The sequence below is a fragment of the Pandoraea thiooxydans genome, assembly GCF_001931675.1.
Classification (GTDB): Bacteria; Pseudomonadota; Gammaproteobacteria; order Burkholderiales; family Burkholderiaceae; genus Pandoraea; species Pandoraea thiooxydans.
This window is the reverse complement of the sequence record NZ_CP014839.1, coordinates 2,211,967-2,232,495: the sequence shown is the minus strand read 5'-3', so window position 1 is coordinate 2,232,495 and position 20,529 is coordinate 2,211,967. Positions and strand designations below refer to the sequence as shown.

The window sequence follows — 20,529 nt, the reverse complement described above, 5'->3', positions numbered from 1 at the left end:
CCAGGGTGTTTCCGTTGCGCAGGCCTTTGAGAAAGGCTGCGCCGGGAATGCGGCACTCGGTTTAAGACCCAACCCTTTTGGAGAATTTTATGTCCGCAACGATGCGTGAAATGCTGGAGGCGGGTGTCCACTTCGGCCACCAGACCCGTTTCTGGAATCCCAAGATGGCTCCGTATATCTTCGGCCATCGCAACAAGATCCACATCATCAATCTGGAAAAAACGCTGCCGATGTACCAGGACGCGCTGAAGTACGTGCGTCAATTGGCAGCCAATCGCGGCACCATCCTGTTCGTCGGCACCAAACGCCAATCGCGCGAAACCATCGGCGAAGAAGCCGCGCGCGCCGGCATGCCTTACGTCAACAGCCGCTGGCTGGGCGGCATGCTGACCAACTTCAAGACCCTGAAATCTTCCATCAAAAAGCTCAAGGACATGGAAGCCGCGCTCGCTGCGGGCGAAACGGAGCGCATGAGCAAGAAGGAAAGCCTCATGTTCCAGCGCGAGATGGCCAAGCTGGAGAAATCGATTGGCGGCGTCAAGGACATGGGTGGTATTCCCGACGCGATTTTCGTGATCGACGTGGGCTACCACAAGATTGCCATCACCGAAGCCGTCAAGCTGGGCGTGCCGGTGATCGCGGTGGTCGATACCAACCACTCGCCCGAAGGTGTCGATTACATCATTCCGGGTAACGATGACTCGAGCAAGGCGGTAGCGCTGTACGCGCGCGGCGTGGCCGACGCGATTCTCGAAGGGCGCGCCAACGCGGTCAACGAGGTCGTGGAAGCGGTGCGCGGCGACGGCAGCGACGAATTTGTCGAAGTTAGCGACGAGGCGTAATTTCTCGCGCAGGCAAACCACAAAGGGGCCGCGGTTGAGCCCCTTTTTTTTGAAGTAAGCGTTTGAGCAGCCGAGGCTGAACCGTGGCGCAGCGGCCAGGCAGCCGCCCGAGACGGGTAGGGCGTGTTCGACAGATTTTGATTTTCAGGAGTGACATATGGCGGCAATTACTGCAAGCATGGTGGCCGAACTGCGTGGCAAGACCGACGCGCCGATGATGGAATGCAAGAAGGCGCTCACGGAAGCCGACGGCGACATGGACAAGGCCGAAGAGATTCTGCGCGTTAAATTGGGCAACAAGGCCAGCAAGGCTGCCAGCCGGGTGACGGCCGAGGGTATCGTGGCCGCATGCATCGAAAGCCAGGGCGCAGGCAGTCTGGGCGCTTTGGTCGAGTTGAACTGCGAAACCGACTTCGTCGCCAAGAACGACGATTTCCTGGCGTTCGGCAAGACCGTGGCTGAACTGGTGGTCAAGCAGAATCCGGCCGATCTGGCGGCGTTGTCGGCCCTGCCGTTGCAAGGCTCGACGGTCGAACAGGTGCGCAAGGATTTGATCGGCAAGATCGGTGAAAACGTCGCGATTCGCCGCTTCGTGCGCTATGAGAGCCCGGTCAAGCTGACTTCCTACCTGCACGGCACCCGCATTGGCGTGATGGTCGAATACGACGGCGCCGATGAGCAAGTCGGCAAGGATGTGGCGATGCACATCGCCGCGATGAAGCCGGTTTCGCTGTCGTCCGAGCAAGTGCCGGCCGAACTGATCGCCAAGGAGCGCAGCATCGCCGAGCAAAAGGCCGCCGAATCGGGCAAGCCGGCTGAAATCGTCGCCAAGATGGTCGACGGCAGCGTACAAAAATTCCTCAAGGAAGTGTCGCTGCTGAACCAAACGTTCGTCAAGAATGACAAACAGACCGTCGAACAGATGCTCAAGGCCGCCAATACCGCAGTGAAGGGGTTCACGCTGTACGTCGTGGGCGAGGGCATCGAGAAGAAGCAGGACGACTTCGCGGCAGAAGTCGCCGCTCAAGTGGCTGCCGCCAAGCAGGCGTGATGCATGCCGGAGGCGGCGCGGGCCGCCTCCGAAAAACGTTGTTTCAGACTCGATCACTGTGCCCACCTAGACCCTGCAAGGATCCTTATGCCTACTGCTTATAAGCGCGTACTTCTCAAGCTTTCCGGTGAGGCCCTGATGGGGGATGATGCTTTCGGCATCAATCGGGCCACGATCGAGCGCATGGTCGCTGATATCGCCGACGTGGTTCGTCTGGGTGTTCAGATGGCGATCGTGATCGGCGGCGGCAACATCTTCCGCGGCGTCGCGGGTGGTGCGGCCGGCATGGACCGAGCGACGGCCGACTATATGGGGATGCTGGCGACCATGATGAACGCCCTGGCGCTGCAGGACGCCATGCGTCATGCGGGGATCGAAGGCCGCGTCCAATCGGCGCTGCGCATGGATCAGGTGGTCGAGCCCTACATTCGCCCGCGCGCCATTCGCCAGCTCGAGGAGGGCAAGGTGGTGATCTTCGCCGCCGGCACGGGCAATCCGTTCTTCACCACCGATACCGCGGCGGCGTTGCGTGGTTCTGAAATCGGCGCTGAGGTCGTGCTCAAGGCGACCAAGGTCGACGGAGTATACTCGGCCGATCCGAAGAAAGTGGCCGACGCGGTGAAGTACTCGACAATCAGTTTCGATGAGGCAATTTCAAAAAATCTGCAAGTCATGGATGCCACGGCATTTGCGCTGTGCCGTGATCAGAAATTGCCGATACGCGTTTTCTCCATCGTCAAGCCCGGCGCGCTCAAGCATGTCGTTTTGGGCGAAAACGAAGGAACGCTCGTACACGTTTGATATTCCAATATGATCGAGAATTTGCGCTCGCGCAAATTCTTCTTTTTTCTATTCCCTGGCTCGGAGGTTTTCATGACCGTTGCTGACATAAAGCAGAATGTCCAGCAAAAAATGCAGAAGTCCATTGAGGCGTTCAAGGCTGATCTGGCCAAGGTGCGTACCGGTCGGGCGCACACCGGGTTGCTGGACCACGTGCAGGTGGACTATTACGGCTCGATGGTACCGATTTCACAAGTGGCCAATGTCACGCTCGTCGATGGCCGCACGATCGGCGTGCAGCCATGGGAGAAGAAAATGGTCGCCGCGGTCGAAAAGGCCATCCGCGAGTCGGATCTGGGGCTCAATCCCGCAACGCAGGGGGATCTGATTCGAGTTCCGATGCCTGCGCTGACCGAGGAGCGTCGTCGCGAGATGACCAAGGTGGTCAAAAGCGAAGCCGAAGGCGCCAAGGTTGCGGTGCGCAATCTGCGTCGGGAAGCCAACGAGCAGCTCAAGAAATTGCTCAAGGACAAGGAAATTTCTGAAGACGATGAGCGTCGTGCGCAGGACGATGTTCAGAAGCTTACCGACAAGTTCGTGGCTGAAATCGACAAGCTTGGCCAACAGAAAGAAAGCGAAATCCTGACGGTCTGAGACCGCTGCTGCATGGAGGGTGACTGACATCCTGATGGCTTATTCGAGTTCGACGCTGGCGGTGCCGGAGACTCTCGCGGTGCCGCGTCATATCGCCATTGTGATGGATGGCAATGGTCGCTGGGCGACGCGGCGTAAATTGCCTCGTGTGGCCGGACATGCGCGTGGCGTGGAAGCCGTGCGAAGCACGGTCGAGGCGTGCATGCGACGCGGCGTCGAGTACCTGACGTTGTTCGCTTTCAGTTCCGAGAATTGGCGTCGTCCTGGTGAAGAAGTCTCCTTCCTGATGAAGCTTTTCATCAGCGCGTTGGAGCGCGAGATCGACAAGCTCGACGGCAACGGCATTCGCTTGCGAGTGATAGGAGCGCTCGAAGCGTTCGATCCCCGCATACGAGAGCTTGTGCAGGAAGCCGAAGCCAGGACCGCGGGCAATACGCGGCTGACGCTGACGATCGCGGCAAACTACGGGGGGCGCTGGGATATCCTGCAGGCGGCGCGGCGCATGGCGCTCGAGGCAGGCACCCAAGGCCTGTTGATCGAAGGCGAGCCGAATGAAGAGATGCTGGCGCGGCATCTGAGCATGGCCTATGCGCCCGAGCCGGACCTATTTGTTCGCACGGGCGGCGAACAACGCATCAGCAACTTTCTGTTGTGGCAGCTCGCCTACACCGAACTGTATTTTACCGACACATATTGGCCGGATTTCGACGCGGCCGCGCTCGATGAGGCGATTGCTTCGTACCAGTTGCGCGAACGCCGCTTCGGGCGGACCAGCGCGCAAACCAAGAAAAATTCCGGAAAAACTCGATAAATGCTGAAGACACGCGTCTTGACCGCGCTGATTCTCCTGGCAATAGTGCTTCCGGCCCTGTTTCTTGGCACGCCAGGACAATTTGGGCTGGTGGTCGCGGTAGCGGTGGTTCTGGGCGCCTGGGAATGGGCGCGCTTGCTCGGGTTGCCGTTGGCAGGAAGCGTGCCATACGCGTTGGTCGCCCTGGCCGGCGTGGCGGTCAGTTATGCCGGAATGATTCCGTGGTCGGCGTGGTTGCGCCCCGCAGTGCTTTTCTGGCTGCTGATCGGTCCCTACACGCTGTGGCGCAAACCGCAAAATTCCGGCGCGTGGCGTGTTTTTCTTTTGTTGGCCGGGTGGGTGGTCCTGATCGCCGCGTGGCAAGCGATTTGGCTGGCGCGCCTGCATGGCGTGATATTCCTTCTGTCTGTCATGGTCGTCGTTTGGCTGGCCGATTCCGGCGCCTATTTCGCGGGCAAGGCATTTGGCCGGCATAAGCTGGCGCCGAGCATCAGTCCGGGAAAGACCTGGGAGGGTGCGGCCGGGGGCTGGTTACTGGTCTTGCTGGTCGCGGCGGTCGTAATGCTGGCCAATGGCCATGGCGCACCGACGCTGGTTTCGGTGCTGGTGGATCGATTCGGTGTCGCGATTGGCGCTGTATGCTTGACGATGCTGGTGATATACAGCATCGTGGGAGATCTTTTCGAGTCGCAACTCAAGCGCCAGGCGGGCAGGAAAGATTCCAGTGGATTGTTGCCCGGGCACGGAGGGGTATTGGATCGCATCGATGCTCTTCTGCCAGTCCTGCCGCTTGTCATGCTATTGGTCTAATATGGCACAACGCCTCGTCATACTTGGCTCCACCGGATCGATCGGCGAAAGCACGATCGACGTGGTGGGGCGTCATCCCGACCGTTTCAGCGTGCACGCGCTGACGGCTCACCATAATCTCGACAAGCTCTTCGAGCAATGTTGTGCGTTGCGCCCGGCCCTGGCGGTCATCGGCGATGCCGACAAGGCGGCGGAGCTCGAGCGACGGCTGCGCGCCAAGGGTGTTGCGACCGAGGTCGCGCATGGGCCGCAGGCGTTGTGCGCGGCTGCCGCGGCGCCGGAGGCGGATACCGTGGTCGCCGCGATTGTCGGTGCGGCCGGGCTGCCGCCGACGTTGGCCGCAGCGCGAACCGGCAAACGTATCCTGCTGGCCAACAAGGAAGCGCTGGTCATGTCGGGGGCGCTTTTCATGCAGGCTGTCGCGGATGGCGGCGCCGAATTGCTGCCGCTGGACAGCGAGCACAATGCGATCTTTCAGTGTTTGCCGTTGGCCGCCGGCGCGTCGTCCCGATCAGGCGCGGGCGTCGAGCGACTGGTATTGACTGCATCTGGGGGGCCGTTTCGCGAGCGCGACCTGGCAACGCTCGCAGATGTCACGCCCGATGAAGCCTGCGCTCACCCGAATTGGGTAATGGGCCGCAAGATTTCCGTCGATTCCGCGACCATGATGAACAAGGGGCTGGAAGTCATCGAGGCTCACTGGCTGTTCGGCATGCCGGCATCGCGCATCGAGGTGCTGATTCATCCCCAAAGTGTGATTCATTCGATGGTCTCGTACGCGGATGGCTCGATGCTCGCGCAGTTGGGCAATCCCGACATGCGCACGCCGATCGCGCACGCGCTCGCTCATCCGCAGCGTATCCAATCGGGCGTCAAGCCGCTGGACCTCGCCGAGGTCGCGCGCCTGACTTTCGAGCGTCCGAATTTGCAGCGCTTTCCTTGCCTGCGCCTGGCGTTCGAGGCGCTCGAATTGGGCGGCACCGCGAGCGCCATTCTGAATGCGTCCAATGAAGTCGCCGTTGCTGCGTTTCTCGACCGTCGAATCGGCTTCACCGCGATCGCCGCGCTGGTCGAGGACGTGCTAAAGCAGATGCCGTCGAGCCAGGCCACTTCGCTCGACGACGTGCTCGAAGCGGACCGGCGCGCTCGCGTGCTGTCGCGCGAAGTGCTCGCGCGCCTGGGGTGATCGGACGCCCAGATGATCGATTTCATCACCACGATTCTGGCGTTTGCCGTTGCCATTGGCGTGCTCGTGGTCATTCACGAGTTCGGTCATTACTGGGTGGCGCGGCGGTGCGGTGTCAAGGTGCTGCGATTCAGTGTGGGCTTTGGCAAACGGCTGTTCAGTTGGCGGCATGGGCCTGACCAGACGGAATTCGCCGTTTGCGCATTGCCGCTTGGCGGCTACGTGCGCATGCTCGATGAGCGCGACGAGACTCAGCAGGTGCCAGCCAACGAGGCGCACCGCGCCTTCAACCGGCAATCCGTCGGCAAGCGTTTCCTGATCGTTCTGGCCGGACCGGTCGCTAATTTCCTATTGGCCATTCTTCTGTACACGAGCCTGAATCTGGCCGGCGTACTCGAACCGGCCGCCAAGCTTGCGCCGCCGCCTGCCGGAACGATCGCGGCATCTGCCGGGCTTGGCGGCGGCGAGACCGTGGTGGGAATCCGCAATCGAGACGGTAGCATCACGCCGGTGCGGTCCTGGGATGATCTGCGCTGGCGGCTGCTCGACCCGATCATCGCTGACGGTTCCATCACCTTGGTCGCCGCCGGCCAGCAGGCGAGACGCGATTACCGACTCAATCTGGCTGGAAGCCGCATTGGCGCTGATGACGACTTCATGCGACAGCTCGGCCTGCAACCTGCCGGGCAAATTTTCGTCAGTGCTGTCATTCCGAATGACGCCGGTGCCCAGGGCGGCTTGCTGGCCGGCGATCGCGTGACCGAAATCGACGGGCTGCCACTGTACTCTGCGGCGGCGCTGGTGTCAGCCGTGCATGCCGACGCCGGGCGCGCCATTCAGTTGACCGTGCTGCGCAATGGGAAAACGCAAATCCTGACCGTGACGCCTCGCGCGCAACACGACAGCAAAGGGAACCTGGAAGGAAAGATTGGCGTTGTTCTGGTCAATCGGATGCATACCGTCGAAGTGCGCTACGGTCCGCTGCAAGCCATTGAACGCGGCGCGCAACACACCTGGGACGTGACTCGATTCTCGTTTCAAATGCTGGGCAAGATGATCGTCGGGCAAGCGTCTTTGAAGAATCTCAGCGGGCCGGTCACCATCGCCGATTACGCCGGCCAATCGGCGCGCCTGGGACTCAGCTATTTCATTGCTTTTTTGGCGCTGGTCAGCATCAGTCTCGGCGTGTTGAATCTGTTGCCGATTCCGGTTTTGGACGGGGGCTATCTGTTATATTATGCGGTCGAAGCAATCACTGGTCGAGCAGTTCCCGAGCAGTGGCAGGGCGTGTTGCAGCGGATCGGTTTGATTTGCATTGTGCTGCTATCCGCCGTTGCCCTATCTAACGACCTGTCAAAATTGCTGCATTTTTGATGGCGTCACATGTCCGCCAGCGGCGGGAAATCCGATATTACGGTTAAATAGTTTCTTGGGGAAGCAAGTTGTCCAAAAAATATCACCTTCTTCCGAAAACCCTGGTGACGGCAGTGTTGACTGCTTACGGACTGGTCGCTCATGCGGTGACACCCTTCGTCGTGAAGGACATCCGGGTTGAAGGTTTGCGGCGTATCGAACCGGGCACCGTGTTTGCCTATTTGCCGGTCAAGACCGGCGAGTTGTTCAACGACGAGAAAGGCACTGAAGCAATTCGGGCGCTCTACGCGACAGGGTTGTTCAGTGACGTAACCGTCGAGGAAGCGCCCGGCGACATACTGGTGATTCACGTGGACGAGCGCCCGGCGATCGCATCCGTCGATTTTCTGGGTATCAAGGAATTCGATAAGGACGTGCTGACCAAGGCGTTGTCGGCGATTGGATTGGCGGTCGGCCAAAGTTTCAATCGCAATTTGCTCGACAAGGCGCAACAGGAGCTCAAGCGGCAATACCTGACCCGCGGCTTTTACGCGGCGGACGTCAAGACGACTGTCACGCCGATGGACAGTAACCGCGTGGGTATTCAGTTTTCCGTGACCGAAGGGCCGAAAGCCGAGATCCGCCAGATCAATTTCGTGGGTAACAAGGCGTTCTCCGCGTCCGACCTGCGCGCTGAGATGGAACTGGGAACACCCAACTGGTTCTCCTGGTATTCGAAGAACGATCTGTATTCGAAGGAAAAGCTGACCGGCGACCTGGAAAAGCTCCGCTCCTTTTACCTGAATCGCGGTTATCTGGAATTCAATATCGATTCCACCGATGTGTCGATCACACCGGACAAGCAATCGATGTATCTCACGCTCAATCTGCACGAAGGCGAGCCGTACAAGGTGTCCGGCGTCAAGCTGGTCGGCGACATGCTGGGCAAGCGGGACGCGATCGAAAAACTGGTGCAACTGAAGGCGGGCGACACATTCTCGGCGGCCAAACTGCAAGGTACGACCAAAGCCATCACGAACATGCTTGGCAACTATGGTTTTGCGTTTGCCAACGTCAGCGCTCAGCCTCAAGTCGACCGCAAAAAGCACACCGTCGCACTCACGCTGGTGGTCGAGCCGGGGCGTCGCTTCTACGTCAACAAGATCAACATTGTCGGCAACTCACGTACGCGCGACGTCGTGATCCGACGTGAGATGCGTCAGCTCGAAAGTTCGTGGTTTGACGCAGCGAAACTCAAGCTGTCGAAAGACCGCATCAATCGCCTCGGTTACTTCACCGATGTCGATGTGACCACGCAACCTGTGGCCGGCTCGCCCGACCAGGTCAATATCACGGTCAGGGTCAAGGAAAAGCCGACCGGCACCATCAACGTCGGGGCGGGTTTCTCGTCGACCGACAAGGTCGTGCTGACGGCGGGTATCAGTCAGGACAACGTGTTCGGCTCAGGCACGAGCTTGTCGATGAATGTGAACACCGGCAAGACTTATCGGACTTTGACAGTCACCCAGGTCGATCCCTATTTCACGGTCGACGGCATCAGCCGTATCACCGATCTTTACTATCGTACGTACCAGCCGCTGTTGCTGACGAGCAATAGTAATTTCCGGATCAATACCACTGGCGGCAGTCTCAAATTCGGTATTCCGTTCTCGGAGAATGACACTGTCTATTTCGGCCTGGGCATCGAGCAGACCAAGCTCCATTTGACCAGCGACGGAACCACGCCGCAACGCTATATCGACTACGCGAATCAATTTGGCTACGTCAGCAACAACTATCCGTTCACCATCGGATGGTCTCGCGATACCCGCGACAGCGCGCTGGTGCCGACTGAAGGTCATTATCAGCAGGCCAACATCGAGGTCGGCACGCCCATCGGCACGACCAAGTATTTCCGTGCGTTCTACCAGCATCAGTTCTACTATCCGATCGCCCGCGGCTACACGCTGTCGATGAATGGCGAAATCGGGTATGGGCACGGTTTCGGCGGCGAACCGTTCCCGATTTTCAAGAATTACTATGCTGGCGGTATCGGGTCGGTGCGCGGCTATTCACCGAGCTCGCTCGGCCCGCACGACACCAACGGGGACCCGCTGGGCGGCGCGTCCGAGTTGATCGGCAATATCGAAATGAGTTTCCCGTTGCCCGGCACCGGCTATGACCGCACGCTCCGTGTGTTCACCTTCCTGGACGGCGGTAACGTGTTCGATGAAGGGCAGCCCTACAAGCTCAATGAGTTGCGTTACTCTTACGGCTTCGGTTTGTCGTGGATCTCGCCGATCGGCCCGCTGAAAATCAGCATGGGTTTCCCGCTGGTTCGCAAAGCCGGGGATCAGTATCAGAAATTCCAGTTCCAGGTTGGGACATCGTTCTAAATGCGATAGGCGACGCGTCTGGACGCGTCGCTCTTGAAGGGGTATGAGATTGAACAGAATACGCAAGCATTGGACTACCGGATTGGCAGCGGTGCTGCTCGCGTGCACCATGCTTCCCGCGTTTGCGCAGGAAGCTCGCATCGCCGCAGTGAACTCCGACCGCATCCTGCGAGACTCTTTGCCGGCCAGGGTAGCGCAAGCCAAACTCGAAAAAGAGTTTTCGAAGCGGGATCACGATCTTCAACTGATGGCGCAACGCCTTAAGACCATGTCCGAGAAGTTGGACAAGGATGGCCCGACGCTGTCGCCGATCGATCGCGCCAATCGTCAGCGCGAGCTGAATGATCTGAATAACGAGTTCCTGACCAAGCAGCGAGAATTCCGCGACGACCTGAATCAGCGCCGCAATGAGGAGCTGGCGTCGATTCTCGATCAGGCGAACCGTGTCATCAAGCAGATAGCCGAGAAGGACAAATACGATCTTATCGTGCAAGAAGCCGTTTATGTCAGTCCTCGGATCGATATCACCGACCAGGTACTGCGCGTAATGAATGGCGGCACACTGTCGCCGAACGCCGCGAGCGCGCCGAGCAAGTGAGATTGCTGAGATGACGTCGTTCTCGCTGGCGGATCTGGTCGCGAAATTCGGTGGTGAACTCATCGGCGACGGCGGGACGACAGTCACGGGGCTGGCGCCGCTGGATCGTGCTGATGCCAGTCAACTGGCATTTCTGTCGAACCCGCTGTATCTGAATCAGGTGGCATCGTCCCGCGCTGGAGTGGTGATTTTGGCGCGCGGCGATTTCGAAAAAGTCGAGCGCCCCTCGGACCGTAACTGGATTATTGCGGCAAACCCCTACGCTTACTTTGCTCGTGTCGCGCAATTGCTTGCCGCCTCCAATGCCCCTGCAGTGGTCCCCGGAGTGCATGCCAGCGCAACCATAGATCCGTCGGCCCAAATTGCTGCCAGTGCGAGCATCGGACCGAACACAGTCATCGAAGATGGCGTACGGATCGGCGAGCGCGTGCGCATCCAGGCCAATTGCTTCATCGGGCGCGGTACCGTGATCGGCGACGACACGCTGATCTATGCAAATGTCACGCTCTATCATGGCAGCGTGATCGGCGCACGTAACATTCTGCATGCCGGTGTCGTGATCGGCGCCGACGGATTTGGATTCGCTCCTGATTTCTCCGCCCAGGGCGGCGAGTGGGTAAAAATCCCTCAGGTTGGTCGCGCGGTGCTCGAGGACGATGTCGAGATTGGCGCGAGCACCAGCATCGACCGCGGCGCGATGGCCGACACCGTGATCGAGCGAGGCTGCAAAATCGACAACCAGGTACAGATCGGCCACAACGTCCGAGTGGGCGCTTATACGGTTATCGCGGGTTGCGCGGGTATCGCCGGCAGCACGACGATCGGCCGCTACTGCATGATCGGCGGGGCGGTGGGTATCGCAGGGCACGTCACGATTGCTGATAGAGTGACGATCACGGCAAAATCCGGCGTCACCAAATCGATCTCCAAGCCGGGCATATACAGCGGCTCCATCGCAGCGACCCCCCACGCCGAGTGGAATAAAAATGCCGCCATCGTGCACAATCTCGACAAGATGCGCGATCGAATCAAACAACTCGAGGCCATCGTCAAAGATTTGCAGAACACCAAATGAACCAGAACACCGTCAAAATCGATATTCACCAGATTCTCAAGCTGCTGCCGCACCGCTATCCGATGCTGTTGGTCGATCGCGTCATCGAGCTCGAGCCGCACAAGAGCATTACGGCGATCAAGAACGTGACCATCAACGAGCCATTCTTTACCGGTCACTACCCGCAGCGGCCTGTCATGCCCGGCGTGCTGATCATCGAGGCCTTGGCGCAGACCGCGGCTTTGCTGACGTTCTCCGAAGATACCGAGCATGGCGAGGACTCACTGTACTACTTCGTCGGCATCGATGGCGCGCGCTTCAAGCGACCCGTTGAGCCGGGCGATCAAATGGTGCTCCATGTCGACTTCGAGCGCTTTTTGCGCGGCATCTGGAAGTTCAAGGGGCGGGCAATGGTCGACGGCGTCGTTGCCGCGGAAGCCGAGTTCATGTGCATGATCAAGAAGAACCCTGAAGCCAACTGACGGGTACCGGAACAAGATGGCGAATATCCACTCCACCGCGATTGTCGATCCGAAGGCGAACCTGGCAGATGACGTCTCGATCGGTCCTTATGCGGTCATTGGCCCTGATGTGACGCTGGGCAGCGGTACTCAAATCGGTTCTCACAGCGTGGTCGAAGGACATACCACGCTTGGCAAAGACAACCGCATCGGCCACTTTGCCTCGGTCGGCGGCATGCCGCAGGATATGAAATATCGGGGTGAGCCCACTCGCCTGGAGATCGGCGACCGCAACACGATCCGCGAATTCACTACGATTCATACGGGCACCGCGCAGGATGTCGGCGTCACCCGTATCGGCGACGATAACTGGATCATGGCTTACGTGCATATCGCGCACGATTGCCAGGTCGGCAACAATACCGTGTTCTCGAGCAATGCCCAGATTGCGGGGCACGTGCATGTCGGTGACTGGGCCATTCTGGGTGGCATGGCAGGGGTGCACCAGTTCGTGCGCATCGGCGCGCACGCGATGCTCGGGGGTGCTTCCGCGCTCGTGCAGGATATCCCGCCTTTCGTGATCGCTGCGGGCGACAAGGCCGTGCCGCATGGCATCAACGTCGAAGGCCTGCGGCGTCGAGGGTTTGCGCCCGAGACCATCGCCGCGCTGCGCAACGCGTACAAACTCGTCTACAAGAGCGGCTTGACACTCGAAGAGGCCAAATCGCAGATTTCCGCGTTGACAGCCGCTGAGACCGGGGCCGTGGCCGACGCCCTGCGCAGTTGGCTCGATTTCCTGAATACGGCCACACGCGGCATTATTCGCTGACCTCCAGGCCGCACGATGACCAATCCATCGGGGGGCCTACGCCTGGCAATGGCCGCCGGAGAGCCCTCTGGCGATCTGTTGGGCGGCGCCTTGCTGTCGTCCTTGTCGGCGCGGCTGCCTGCCGATACCAGCTATTTCGGCATTGGCGGCCCCAAAATGAGCGCGGCTGGTTTTCGCGCAAATTGGACGATCGACAAGCTGGCCGTGCGTGGCTACGTCGAAGTTCTGCACAATCTGCGAGACATCCTGGCAATTCGCCGTGATCTGAGACGCAGTCTGCTCGCTACGCCGCCGGATATTTTTATCGGCATCGATGCGCCCGATTTCAATTTTTCGGTCGAGGAAACCTTACGCTCGGCCGGCGTGCCCGTCGCGCATTTCGTCAGCCCGTCGATTTGGGCATGGCGCGGCGGCAAGATAAAGAAGATTCGACGCGCCGTCGACCATATGCTGTGCCTGTTTCCGTTCGAGCCGGAAATTTATCATCGCGCAGGCGTTGCCGCGACCTTCGTCGGACATCCGTTGGCGGACGTCATTCCAATGCACCCCGATCCGGCTGCCGCGCGCCGACGTCTCGGACTTCCTGAGGGAGGGCAGATCGTCGCTGTGTTGCCCGGCAGCCGTCGAGCGGAAATTGCGTTGCTCGCACCGGCCTTTCTCGCTGCGATGGCACTGATGCAGGCGCGTCAGCCAGGGTTGAGGTTCGTCTTGCCCGCTGCGTCGGAGGCATTGCGCGAGCAGCTGCGGCCGCTGGTTGCCGCCTATCCGGATCTCGCCCTGACAATCACCGAGGGCGCTTCCCACGACGCCCTCGAAGCCGGGGATGCCGTGCTGCTGGCAAGCGGCACGGCAACCCTGGAAGCGGCGCTATACAAAAAGCCGATGGTCATTTCCTACAAGGTGCCCTGGCTTACCGCGCAACTGATGAAGCGAATGGGGTACTTGCCCTACGTCGGCTTGCCGAATGTGCTTGCCGGACGCTTCGTCGTGCCCGAACTGCTGCAGGAGGCAGCCACGCCGGAGGCGCTCGCCGAGGCAACACTCTCGCAGCTGAACGACGATGGTAATCGACGCGCCCTGGCCGATTTGTTTACCGAAATGCACGTCACGCTCAAGCGGGATGCCGCCGCGCGCGCGGCCGACGTGATCGTCGGGATGCTGCCATCCGCCACGAGCGTAAGATGAGCCGCCGGCACAATACTTCGCAAATCGCTCTTGCGTTCGACGCTCCCGACGATCTCGCGTGTGGTGTCGACGAGGCTGGGCGCGGCCCGCTTGCCGGGCCGGTGGTCGCCGCTGCGGTAATCCTCGATCCGGCTCGGCCGATCGACGGCTTGGCCGACTCCAAAAAACTCACGGCAAAGCGGCGTGAGGTGCTTTACGAGCAAATCCAGGAACGGGCTTTGGCATGGCATATCGCGCAGGCCGACGTCGAGGAAATCGATCGCCTGAATATTTTGCATGCAACCATGCTGGCGATGCAGCGTGCAGTCGGCGGATTGCAGCCGCAGCCGACATTGGCCCTGATCGACGGCAACCGCTGCCCGATCCTGCCGATGCGAGCCGAGGCCATTGTCAAGGGCGATGACAAAGTCGCCGCGATTTCCGCCGCGTCGATTCTGGCCAAGGTATCGCGTGATCGGATGCTGTGCACGCTGCACGCAAGCTACCCGCAGTATGGCTTCGATGTCCATAGTGGCTATCCGACGCCGCAGCATCTGGCCGCGTTGCGTGAATTCGGTGCGACCCCTCATCATCGGCGATCCTTTGCCCCGGTGCGTGACGTATTGGCGGCGACCAACGCTTAAGAGCTCGGCATGAAGCACATCACTTCCAAAGACAACGCGTTTTTCAAGCACCTGAAGCAGTTGGCGCACTCCAGCCAGCAGCGGCGCCGGGCCGGCAATGCGCTGCTCGAAGGCATCCATCTGGCCGATGCCTATCTGGGTGCCTGCGGCCAGCCGCTGCACTGCGTGGTGTCGGAGTCTGCGCTGGACAACGCTGGCGTGCAGGACGTGCTCGCGCGGGTCGACAGCGAGCGCCTGGTCTGCCTGCCCGAGGCGCTGTTTCACGGCCTGAGCACCGTCGTCAACGGCATCGACCTACTATTCGTGGTAACGGTGCCAACGGGCCGGTTACCGGAGCATCAATCCACGGACTGCGTGATTCTCGACGCCGTGCAGGACGCCGGTAACGTCGGTTCGATTCTGCGCAGCGCGGCCGCGGCCGGTATTCCGGACGTCTACTGCACCGCGGGGACCGCCTTTTGCTGGTCGGCCAAGGTATTGCGGGCCGGCATGGGGGCGCAATTCCTGCTCAATATCGTCGAGCACTGCACATTCGAAGGGCTGGCCCCGCGACTATCGGGGCAAATTCTGGCAACGACTTCCCACGCCGACCAGACCATCTATCAACAGGATCTGACGCAACCGGTCGCATGGGTTTTCGGTAATGAGGGGGCGGGCGTCTCCGAAGCCTGGATGAGCGTCGTGACCCACCCGGTCAAAATTCCGCAACCAGGCGGCATGGAGTCGCTCAATGTGGCGGCCAGCGCGGCTGTGTGCCTGTTCGAGGCGGTTCGCCAGCGCAGCCGTCCCTGATAGGCTGACAGGCCGGCCGCATGCCGGCTCAGTAGCCGTCGCGCTCCAGGCGTACTTCCTGCAGGATCGTCGTGGCGATTTCCTCGATCGACTTGTGCGTGGACGACAGCCACTTGATACCTTCGCGCCGCATCATCGCCTCGGCCTCGTTCACTTCATAGCGACAGTTCTCGATCGACGCATATTTGCTGCCCGGGCGACGCTCGTTGCGGATTTCGGAGAGCCGCGTCGGATTGATCGACAGGCCGAACAGCTTGTGTTTGAAGTGGGTCAGCGTCGACGGCAGGCGCCCGCGCTCGAAGTCGTCCGGGATCAGCGGATAATTCGCTGCCTTGACGCCATATTGCAGTGCCAGATAGAGGCTGGTCGGCGTTTTGCCGCTGCGCGACACACCCACCAGAATGACGTCGGCGCTCTCGAGATTCTTGTCGGACTGGCCGTCATCATGAGCCAGCGAAAAATTGATCGCTTCGATACGGTTCTTATAGGCGTCGCTATCCGCGTTCTGGTGAAAGCGTCCGATCGCGTGCGTCGACTTCAGCTCCAGCTCGTGCTCCAGCGGTTCGATGAATTTCTGAAACATATCGAGCACCAGGCCGCGCGTGCGCGTGACGATCGCATTGGCTTTGCTGTTGACCAGCGTGGTGAAGACGATTGGGCGTACCCCCTCGACACGCTCCACCTCGTTGATTCGGCTGGCCGCCTCATAGGCCTTGTCGACCGAGTCCACAAATGGCAGCCGGATCAGGCGAAAGCGCATTTCGAACTGCGTGAGAATGGAATGTGCAAAGGTTTCAGCCGTGATGCCGGTGCCGTCCGATACCAAAAAGACAGGGCGGGGCGGGCGATCGGTCACGGCAGGCAGGTCGGAGGAGCTCATATGGGAGGTGGCCAAGCGAGGGGCGGTTCGGTTTTTTGCATCGCAAAATGCAGCTTCGCACGGTAGAATAGCGGCAACTTGTTGGATAAGCAATTGCCTCAGACGCCGAACCAGCGCGGCGCCGCTGGACTTTTCGGCGCCAGTCGATTCCTTATCCAACAGGTTGTGTGTCGCACTGCAAAGCCCGGACATACCGCCCAGAATTTTTTCTCACTTTAGGGGCTTTTATGACTAACGCAGCACACGACGGCGCCTACGTGGTGCCGTTTGAGCATTTGCGAATGACGGATGTCGACTCGGTTGGCGGCAAAAACGCGTCGCTGGGCGAGATGATCAGCCAGCTTGCCGAAGCCGGGGTGCGAGTGCCGGGCGGCTTTGCCACCACGGCGCACGCCTTCCGTGATTTCCTGGCGCATAACAACTTGACCGAGCGCATCGCGCAGCGTCTTGTCGGGCTCGACATCGATAACGTCAAGGCGCTGGCCCAGGCTGGCGCCGAAATTCGGCAATGGATCGTCGAAGCGCCGCTTCAGCCGAAGCTTGAAGAAGAAATCCGCACGCATTTTCAAAAACTTGCCGGCGATTCTTCGAGTGAAATGTCATTTGCGGTGCGCTCGTCCGCGACGGCAGAGGATTTGCCCGACGCATCGTTCGCCGGACAGCAGGAAAGCTACTTGAACGTGGTCGGCATCGACGATGTGCTCGATCGCATCAAGCACGTGTTCGCCTCGCTCTACAACGATCGCGCGATCTCCTATCGCGTGCACAAGGGCTTCGAGCATGCGGAAGTGGCGCTGTCTGCCGGCGTGCAGCGTATGGTGCGTTCCGATTGCGGCGCGGCCGGCGTGATGTTCACCATCGACACGGAATCCGGCTTCAAAGACGTCGTTTTCATCACGGCCAGCTACGGTCTGGGGGAAACGGTGGTGCAGGGCGCCGTCAATCCCGACGAGTTCTACGTTTTCAAGCCGACGCTGCAGCAAGGCAAGTACCCCATCATTCGGCGCACGATCGGCTCGAAACTGATCAAGATGGAGTTCACGCAACCGGGCGAGGCCGGTCGCGTCAAGACCGTCGACGTGCCGCTCGAAATGCGCAACCGCTACGCCATCAACGACAGCGACACGGTGGAGCTCGCCAAGTATGCCGTCATCATCGAGAAGCACTACGGTCGCCCGATGGATATCGAGTGGGGCAAGGACGGCAAGGACGGTAAAATTTACATCCTCCAGGCCCGGCCCGAAACCGTCAAGAGCCAGGCCGCCGGTACCGTGGAGCAGCGCTTCAAACTCAAGGGCGCCGCACCGGTGCTGACCACCGGCCGGGCGATTGGTCAGAAAATCGGCGCCGGCCCCGTCCGGGTGGTGCGTGATGCCGCCGAGATGGAGCGCGTGCAGCCGGGTGACGTCCTGGTGGCCGACATGACCGACCCGAACTGGGAACCCGTGATGAAGCGCGCTTCGGCGATCGTGACCAACCGCGGTGGCCGCACCTGCCACGCGGCGATCATCGCGCGCGAACTCGGCGTGCCCGCGGTGGTCGGTTGCGGCGACGCCACCGAACGCCTGAAGGACGGCTCGCTGGTCACCGTGTCTTGCGCGGAAGGCGACGAAGGCAAGATCTACGATGGATTGCTGGAGACCGAAGTCACCGAAATTCAGCGCGGCGAGATGCCCAACATCCCGATCAAGCTGATGATGAATGTGGGTAACCCCCAGCTGGCGTTCGATTTTGCCCAACTGCCCAATCAGGGGGTGGGGTTGGCGCGTCTCGAGTTCATCATCAACAACAATATCGGCGTGCACCCGAAAGCGATTCTCGAGTATCCGAATGTCGACGCCGATCTGAAAAAGGCGGTCGAATCGGTGGCGCGCGGGCATGCTTCCCCGCGGGCTTTCTATGTCGACAAGCTGGCCGAGGGAATTGCCACGATTGCTGCTGCCTTCTACCCGAAATCAGTCATCGTGCGTTTGTCCGATTTCAAATCGAACGAATACAAGAAACTGATCGGTGGTTCGCGTTACGAGCCGGACGAGGAAAACCCGATGCTGGGTTTCCGTGGCGCCTCGCGCTACATCGCCGACGATTTCGCCCTGGCCTTCGAAATGGAATGCCTGGCGCTCAAGCGCGTGCGCGAAGAGATGGGCTTGACCAACGTCGAGATCATGGTGCCGTTCGTGCGCACGCTCGGCCAGGCCGAGCGAGTCGTTGGCCTGCTGGCCAAGCATGGCCTCAAGCGTGGCGAAAACGGCTTGCGCCTGATCATGATGTGCGAAGTGCCGTCCAACGCGATCCTGGCCGAGGAATTCCTCGAATTCTTCGACGGCTTCTCGATCGGCTCGAACGATCTGACCCAACTGACGCTGGGGCTCGATCGCGATTCCGGCATGGAACTGCTCGCCAAAGACTTCGACGAGCGCGACCCGGCAGTGCGTTTCATGTTGAGCCGAGCGATCAAGGCGTGTCTGGCCAACGGCAAATACGTCGGCATCTGCGGGCAAGGGCCGTCCGATCATCCGGATCTGGCCGAATGGCTGGCCAGGGAAGGCATTGCATCGATGTCGCTCAACCCTGACACGGTGATCGATACCTGGCAGCATCTGGCCAAGCTCAAGCTCTAAGCGCAGGATGAAAAGCGGTGCGGCGAGGTGCCGCGCCGTCAGTTGCACGAAAATCCATGTTATAAACCCCGGTAGATGTTGCCGGGGTTTTTTATTGGCATCGTTACCGGGGAGCGATGTGGTGGACATGATGCTGTTCTGGTTCGGGCTGGCCGGCTTGGCGGTTGTCGCCGAGTTGATGACCGGTACGTTTTATCTGCTGATGATCGCCATCGGTTTCATGGCTGGCGGTCTGGCTGCCATCGTCGGCCTGAGCCACCCGCTGCAGGTCGTGCTGAGCGCGGTGATCGCGGCGACAGCAGTCCTTTTGCTGCGGCGCAGTCGCTTCGGGCGGCGCCGCAAACTGGAGGCCGCGCGTGATCCGGGCGTCAATCTCGATATCGGCCAGCGCCTGCGGGTGGAGGCCTGGCAGGCCGACGGACACGCGCGCGTGTCATACCGGGGCGCCGATTGGGACGTTGATCTGGCCCCCGGGCAAGTCGCCGCAAGCGGCTGGTTCGAGATTCGGGAGGTGCGGGGCAGCCGCCTGATCGTCGCCGCTGTCGATCCGCACAAGGCTTGAACGAAGCACGGCTGGCGAGCGACGCGACACTCATTCAATCACCGGCAATTGCCGGTCTCCACCGTCAGGGGGCAAGATGTTCGATATCAACAGCGTTGCACTAATCATTTTTGTGATCGCCGTCCTGATCGTCGTTAGAGCGGTCAAGATCGTGCCGCAACAGCATGCGTGGGTCGTCGAGCGGCTCGGGCGGTATCACACCACCTTGACGCCAGGCCTGTCGATCGTCGTGCCGTTTATCGATCGCGTTGCCTACAAGCACGTGCTCAAGGAAATTCCGCTCGATGTGCCGAGCCAGGTGTGCATCACCAAGGACAACACCCAACTCCAGGTTGACGGGGTGCTGTATTTCCAGGTCACGGATGCGATGAAGGCCTCGTACGGCTCCAGCAATTTTGTCTCGGCGATCACGCAGCTATCGCAGACCACCTTGCGTAGCGTCATCGGCAAAATGGAGCTCGACAAGACCTTCGAGGAGCGGACCCACATCAATCAAAGCGTTGTGGATTCTCTGGACGAGGCCGCAGCGAACTGGGGCGTCAAGGTGCTGCGTTACGAAATCAAGGACTTGACCCCGCCCAAGGAAATCCTGCATGCGATGCAGGCGCAGATCACCGCCGAGCGCGAAAAACGCGCGTTGATCGCGTCCTCCGAGGGCAAGCGCCAGGAGCAGATCAATCTGGCGAACGGCGCGCGCGAAGCGGCCATTCAAAAGTCGGAAGGGGAACGGCAGGCTTTCATCAACCGTGCCCAGGGCGAAGCGTCGGCGATCCTGGCGGTGGCCGAAGCCAATGCCCAAGCGATTCAAAAAATCGCCAATGCCATCCAGACCCAGGGCGGCATGGATGCGGTCAATCTGAAAGTGGCCGAACAGTATGTCGGCGCGTTTGGCAATCTGGCCAAGACCGGCAATACCTTGATCGTGCCAGGGAATCTGAGCGACATCAGCGGCATGGTTGCGGCGGCACTCAAGATCGTTCGCGGCAGCGACTCGGCCGCTGCTACCGACTCCACCAAAGCCTAGTTGCCAGGGCGGCAATC

General features: G+C 60.2%; 20 protein-coding genes. 19 read left to right on the top strand and 1 reads right to left on the bottom strand.

The annotated features are described in order from the left end of the window. The first annotated feature begins 89 nt into the window (after nt 1-89). From rpsB to PATSB16_RS10175, 16 genes are all read left to right on the top strand, one after another. Complete coding sequence (rpsB, locus tag PATSB16_RS10250) at nt 90-842, top strand: 30S ribosomal protein S2 (protein ID WP_047214038.1); 753 nt, start codon at nt 90-92, stop codon at nt 840-842. 157 nt (nt 843-999) lie between these two features. Continuing rightward, nucleotides 1,000-1,893, top strand: coding sequence for a translation elongation factor Ts (gene tsf, locus PATSB16_RS10245; protein WP_047214037.1), 894 nt, complete (start codon nt 1,000-1,002; stop codon nt 1,891-1,893). A gap of 87 nt (nt 1,894-1,980) precedes the next feature. Next, complete coding sequence (gene pyrH / locus PATSB16_RS10240; RefSeq protein WP_047214036.1) at nt 1,981-2,694, top strand: UMP kinase; 714 nt, start codon at nt 1,981-1,983, stop codon at nt 2,692-2,694. Nucleotides 2,695-2,766: 72 nt separating this feature from the next. Continuing rightward, nucleotides 2,767-3,327 (top strand): ribosome recycling factor, encoded by a 561-nt coding sequence (frr, locus tag PATSB16_RS10235; protein WP_047216465.1) that lies wholly within the window; start codon nt 2,767-2,769, stop codon nt 3,325-3,327. A gap of 34 nt (nt 3,328-3,361) precedes the next feature. Then, nucleotides 3,362-4,138 carry a polyprenyl diphosphate synthase gene (gene uppS, locus PATSB16_RS10230; protein WP_047214035.1) on the top strand — a complete coding sequence of 259 codons (777 nt, stop codon included), beginning with the start codon at nt 3,362-3,364 and terminating at the stop codon, nt 4,136-4,138. After that, nucleotides 4,139-4,948: a phosphatidate cytidylyltransferase gene (locus tag PATSB16_RS10225; protein WP_047214034.1), complete on the top strand. Its 810-nt coding sequence runs from the start codon at nt 4,139-4,141 to the stop codon at nt 4,946-4,948. It abuts the gene before it with no gap. A gap of 1 nt (nt 4,949) precedes the next feature. Next, on the top strand, nt 4,950-6,134 hold the full coding sequence (gene ispC, locus PATSB16_RS10220; protein ID WP_047214033.1) for a 1-deoxy-D-xylulose-5-phosphate reductoisomerase: 1,185 nt from the start codon (nt 4,950-4,952) through the stop codon (nt 6,132-6,134). Between the two features lie 15 nt (nt 6,135-6,149). Beyond that, nucleotides 6,150-7,508: an RIP metalloprotease RseP gene (gene rseP, locus PATSB16_RS10215; RefSeq protein ID WP_047216464.1), complete on the top strand. Its 1,359-nt coding sequence runs from the start codon at nt 6,150-6,152 to the stop codon at nt 7,506-7,508. A gap of 68 nt (nt 7,509-7,576) precedes the next feature. Next, entirely contained in the window at nt 7,577-9,883 is a 2,307-nt protein-coding gene (gene bamA, locus PATSB16_RS10210; protein ID WP_047214032.1) for an outer membrane protein assembly factor BamA, read from the top strand. A gap of 43 nt (nt 9,884-9,926) precedes the next feature. After that, nucleotides 9,927-10,481 (top strand): OmpH/Skp family outer membrane protein, encoded by a 555-nt coding sequence (locus tag PATSB16_RS10205; protein WP_047214031.1) that lies wholly within the window; start codon nt 9,927-9,929, stop codon nt 10,479-10,481. Nucleotides 10,482-10,491: 10 nt separating this feature from the next. Next, the gene (gene lpxD, locus PATSB16_RS10200) at nt 10,492-11,556 is read left to right on the top strand and encodes a UDP-3-O-(3-hydroxymyristoyl)glucosamine N-acyltransferase (protein WP_047214030.1); all 1,065 of its coding nucleotides are present in this window, start codon (nt 10,492-10,494) and stop codon (nt 11,554-11,556) included. Then, nucleotides 11,553-12,017: a 3-hydroxyacyl-ACP dehydratase FabZ gene (gene fabZ, locus PATSB16_RS10195; RefSeq protein WP_047214029.1), complete on the top strand. Its 465-nt coding sequence runs from the start codon at nt 11,553-11,555 to the stop codon at nt 12,015-12,017. The genes lpxD and fabZ overlap by 4 nt, the downstream gene beginning before the upstream one ends. 16 nt (nt 12,018-12,033) lie before the next feature. Further along, nucleotides 12,034-12,825, top strand: coding sequence for an acyl-ACP--UDP-N-acetylglucosamine O-acyltransferase (gene lpxA / locus PATSB16_RS10190; protein WP_047214028.1), 792 nt, complete (start codon nt 12,034-12,036; stop codon nt 12,823-12,825). 15 nt (nt 12,826-12,840) lie between these two features. Next, nucleotides 12,841-14,010 carry a lipid-A-disaccharide synthase gene (lpxB, locus tag PATSB16_RS10185; protein WP_047214027.1) on the top strand — a complete coding sequence of 390 codons (1,170 nt, stop codon included), beginning with the start codon at nt 12,841-12,843 and terminating at the stop codon, nt 14,008-14,010. Then, nucleotides 14,007-14,633, top strand: coding sequence for a ribonuclease HII (rnhB, locus tag PATSB16_RS10180; RefSeq protein WP_047214026.1), 627 nt, complete (start codon nt 14,007-14,009; stop codon nt 14,631-14,633). The genes lpxB and rnhB overlap by 4 nt, the downstream gene beginning before the upstream one ends. Before the next feature lie 9 nt (nt 14,634-14,642). Next, complete coding sequence (locus PATSB16_RS10175) at nt 14,643-15,425, top strand: TrmH family RNA methyltransferase (RefSeq protein WP_047214025.1); 783 nt, start codon at nt 14,643-14,645, stop codon at nt 15,423-15,425. A gap of 28 nt (nt 15,426-15,453) precedes the next feature. On the opposite strand, the gene ppsR is transcribed toward PATSB16_RS10175, so the two are convergent. Next, nucleotides 15,454-16,305, bottom strand: coding sequence for a posphoenolpyruvate synthetase regulatory kinase/phosphorylase PpsR (ppsR, locus tag PATSB16_RS10170; protein ID WP_047214024.1), 852 nt, complete (start codon nt 16,303-16,305; stop codon nt 15,454-15,456). 227 nt (nt 16,306-16,532) lie between these two features. Between ppsR and ppsA the strand changes: the two genes are divergently transcribed. From ppsA to PATSB16_RS10155, 3 genes are all read left to right on the top strand, one after another. After that, nucleotides 16,533-18,926, top strand: a complete 2,394-nt coding sequence (gene ppsA / locus PATSB16_RS10165; RefSeq protein ID WP_047214023.1) for a phosphoenolpyruvate synthase — start codon at nt 16,533-16,535, stop codon at nt 18,924-18,926. Nucleotides 18,927-19,053: 127 nt separating this feature from the next. Continuing rightward, complete coding sequence (locus PATSB16_RS10160) at nt 19,054-19,488, top strand: NfeD family protein (RefSeq protein WP_047214022.1); 435 nt, start codon at nt 19,054-19,056, stop codon at nt 19,486-19,488. A gap of 76 nt (nt 19,489-19,564) precedes the next feature. Further along, complete coding sequence (locus tag PATSB16_RS10155) at nt 19,565-20,512, top strand: SPFH domain-containing protein (RefSeq protein ID WP_047214021.1); 948 nt, start codon at nt 19,565-19,567, stop codon at nt 20,510-20,512. Nucleotides 20,513-20,529 lie beyond the last annotated feature (17 nt).

What these genes read in the sequence shown, in the direction of transcription:
- rpsB (WP_047214038.1), top strand. Translation starts at nt 90, where the DNA reads ATGTCCGCAACGATGCGTGAAATGCTGGAGGCGGGTGTCCACTTCGGC.
- tsf (WP_047214037.1), top strand. Translation starts at nt 1,000, where the DNA reads ATGGCGGCAATTACTGCAAGCATGGTGGCCGAACTGCGTGGCAAGACC.
- pyrH (WP_047214036.1), top strand. Translation starts at nt 1,981, where the DNA reads ATGCCTACTGCTTATAAGCGCGTACTTCTCAAGCTTTCCGGTGAGGCC.
- frr (WP_047216465.1), top strand. Translation starts at nt 2,767, where the DNA reads ATGACCGTTGCTGACATAAAGCAGAATGTCCAGCAAAAAATGCAGAAG.
- uppS (WP_047214035.1), top strand. Translation starts at nt 3,362, where the DNA reads ATGGCTTATTCGAGTTCGACGCTGGCGGTGCCGGAGACTCTCGCGGTG.
- PATSB16_RS10225 (WP_047214034.1), top strand. Translation starts at nt 4,139, where the DNA reads ATGCTGAAGACACGCGTCTTGACCGCGCTGATTCTCCTGGCAATAGTG.
- ispC (WP_047214033.1), top strand. Translation starts at nt 4,950, where the DNA reads ATGGCACAACGCCTCGTCATACTTGGCTCCACCGGATCGATCGGCGAA.
- PATSB16_RS10205 (WP_047214031.1), top strand. Translation starts at nt 9,927, where the DNA reads ATGAGATTGAACAGAATACGCAAGCATTGGACTACCGGATTGGCAGCG.
- lpxD (WP_047214030.1), top strand. Translation starts at nt 10,492, where the DNA reads ATGACGTCGTTCTCGCTGGCGGATCTGGTCGCGAAATTCGGTGGTGAA.
- fabZ (WP_047214029.1), top strand. Translation starts at nt 11,553, where the DNA reads ATGAACCAGAACACCGTCAAAATCGATATTCACCAGATTCTCAAGCTG.
- lpxA (WP_047214028.1), top strand. Translation starts at nt 12,034, where the DNA reads ATGGCGAATATCCACTCCACCGCGATTGTCGATCCGAAGGCGAACCTG.
- lpxB (WP_047214027.1), top strand. Translation starts at nt 12,841, where the DNA reads ATGACCAATCCATCGGGGGGCCTACGCCTGGCAATGGCCGCCGGAGAG.
- rnhB (WP_047214026.1), top strand. Translation starts at nt 14,007, where the DNA reads ATGAGCCGCCGGCACAATACTTCGCAAATCGCTCTTGCGTTCGACGCT.
- PATSB16_RS10175 (WP_047214025.1), top strand. Translation starts at nt 14,643, where the DNA reads ATGAAGCACATCACTTCCAAAGACAACGCGTTTTTCAAGCACCTGAAG.
- ppsR (WP_047214024.1), bottom strand. Translation starts at nt 16,305, where the DNA reads ATGAGCTCCTCCGACCTGCCTGCCGTGACCGATCGCCCGCCCCGCCCT.
- ppsA (WP_047214023.1), top strand. Translation starts at nt 16,533, where the DNA reads ATGACTAACGCAGCACACGACGGCGCCTACGTGGTGCCGTTTGAGCAT.
- PATSB16_RS10160 (WP_047214022.1), top strand. Translation starts at nt 19,054, where the DNA reads ATGATGCTGTTCTGGTTCGGGCTGGCCGGCTTGGCGGTTGTCGCCGAG.
- PATSB16_RS10155 (WP_047214021.1), top strand. Translation starts at nt 19,565, where the DNA reads ATGTTCGATATCAACAGCGTTGCACTAATCATTTTTGTGATCGCCGTC.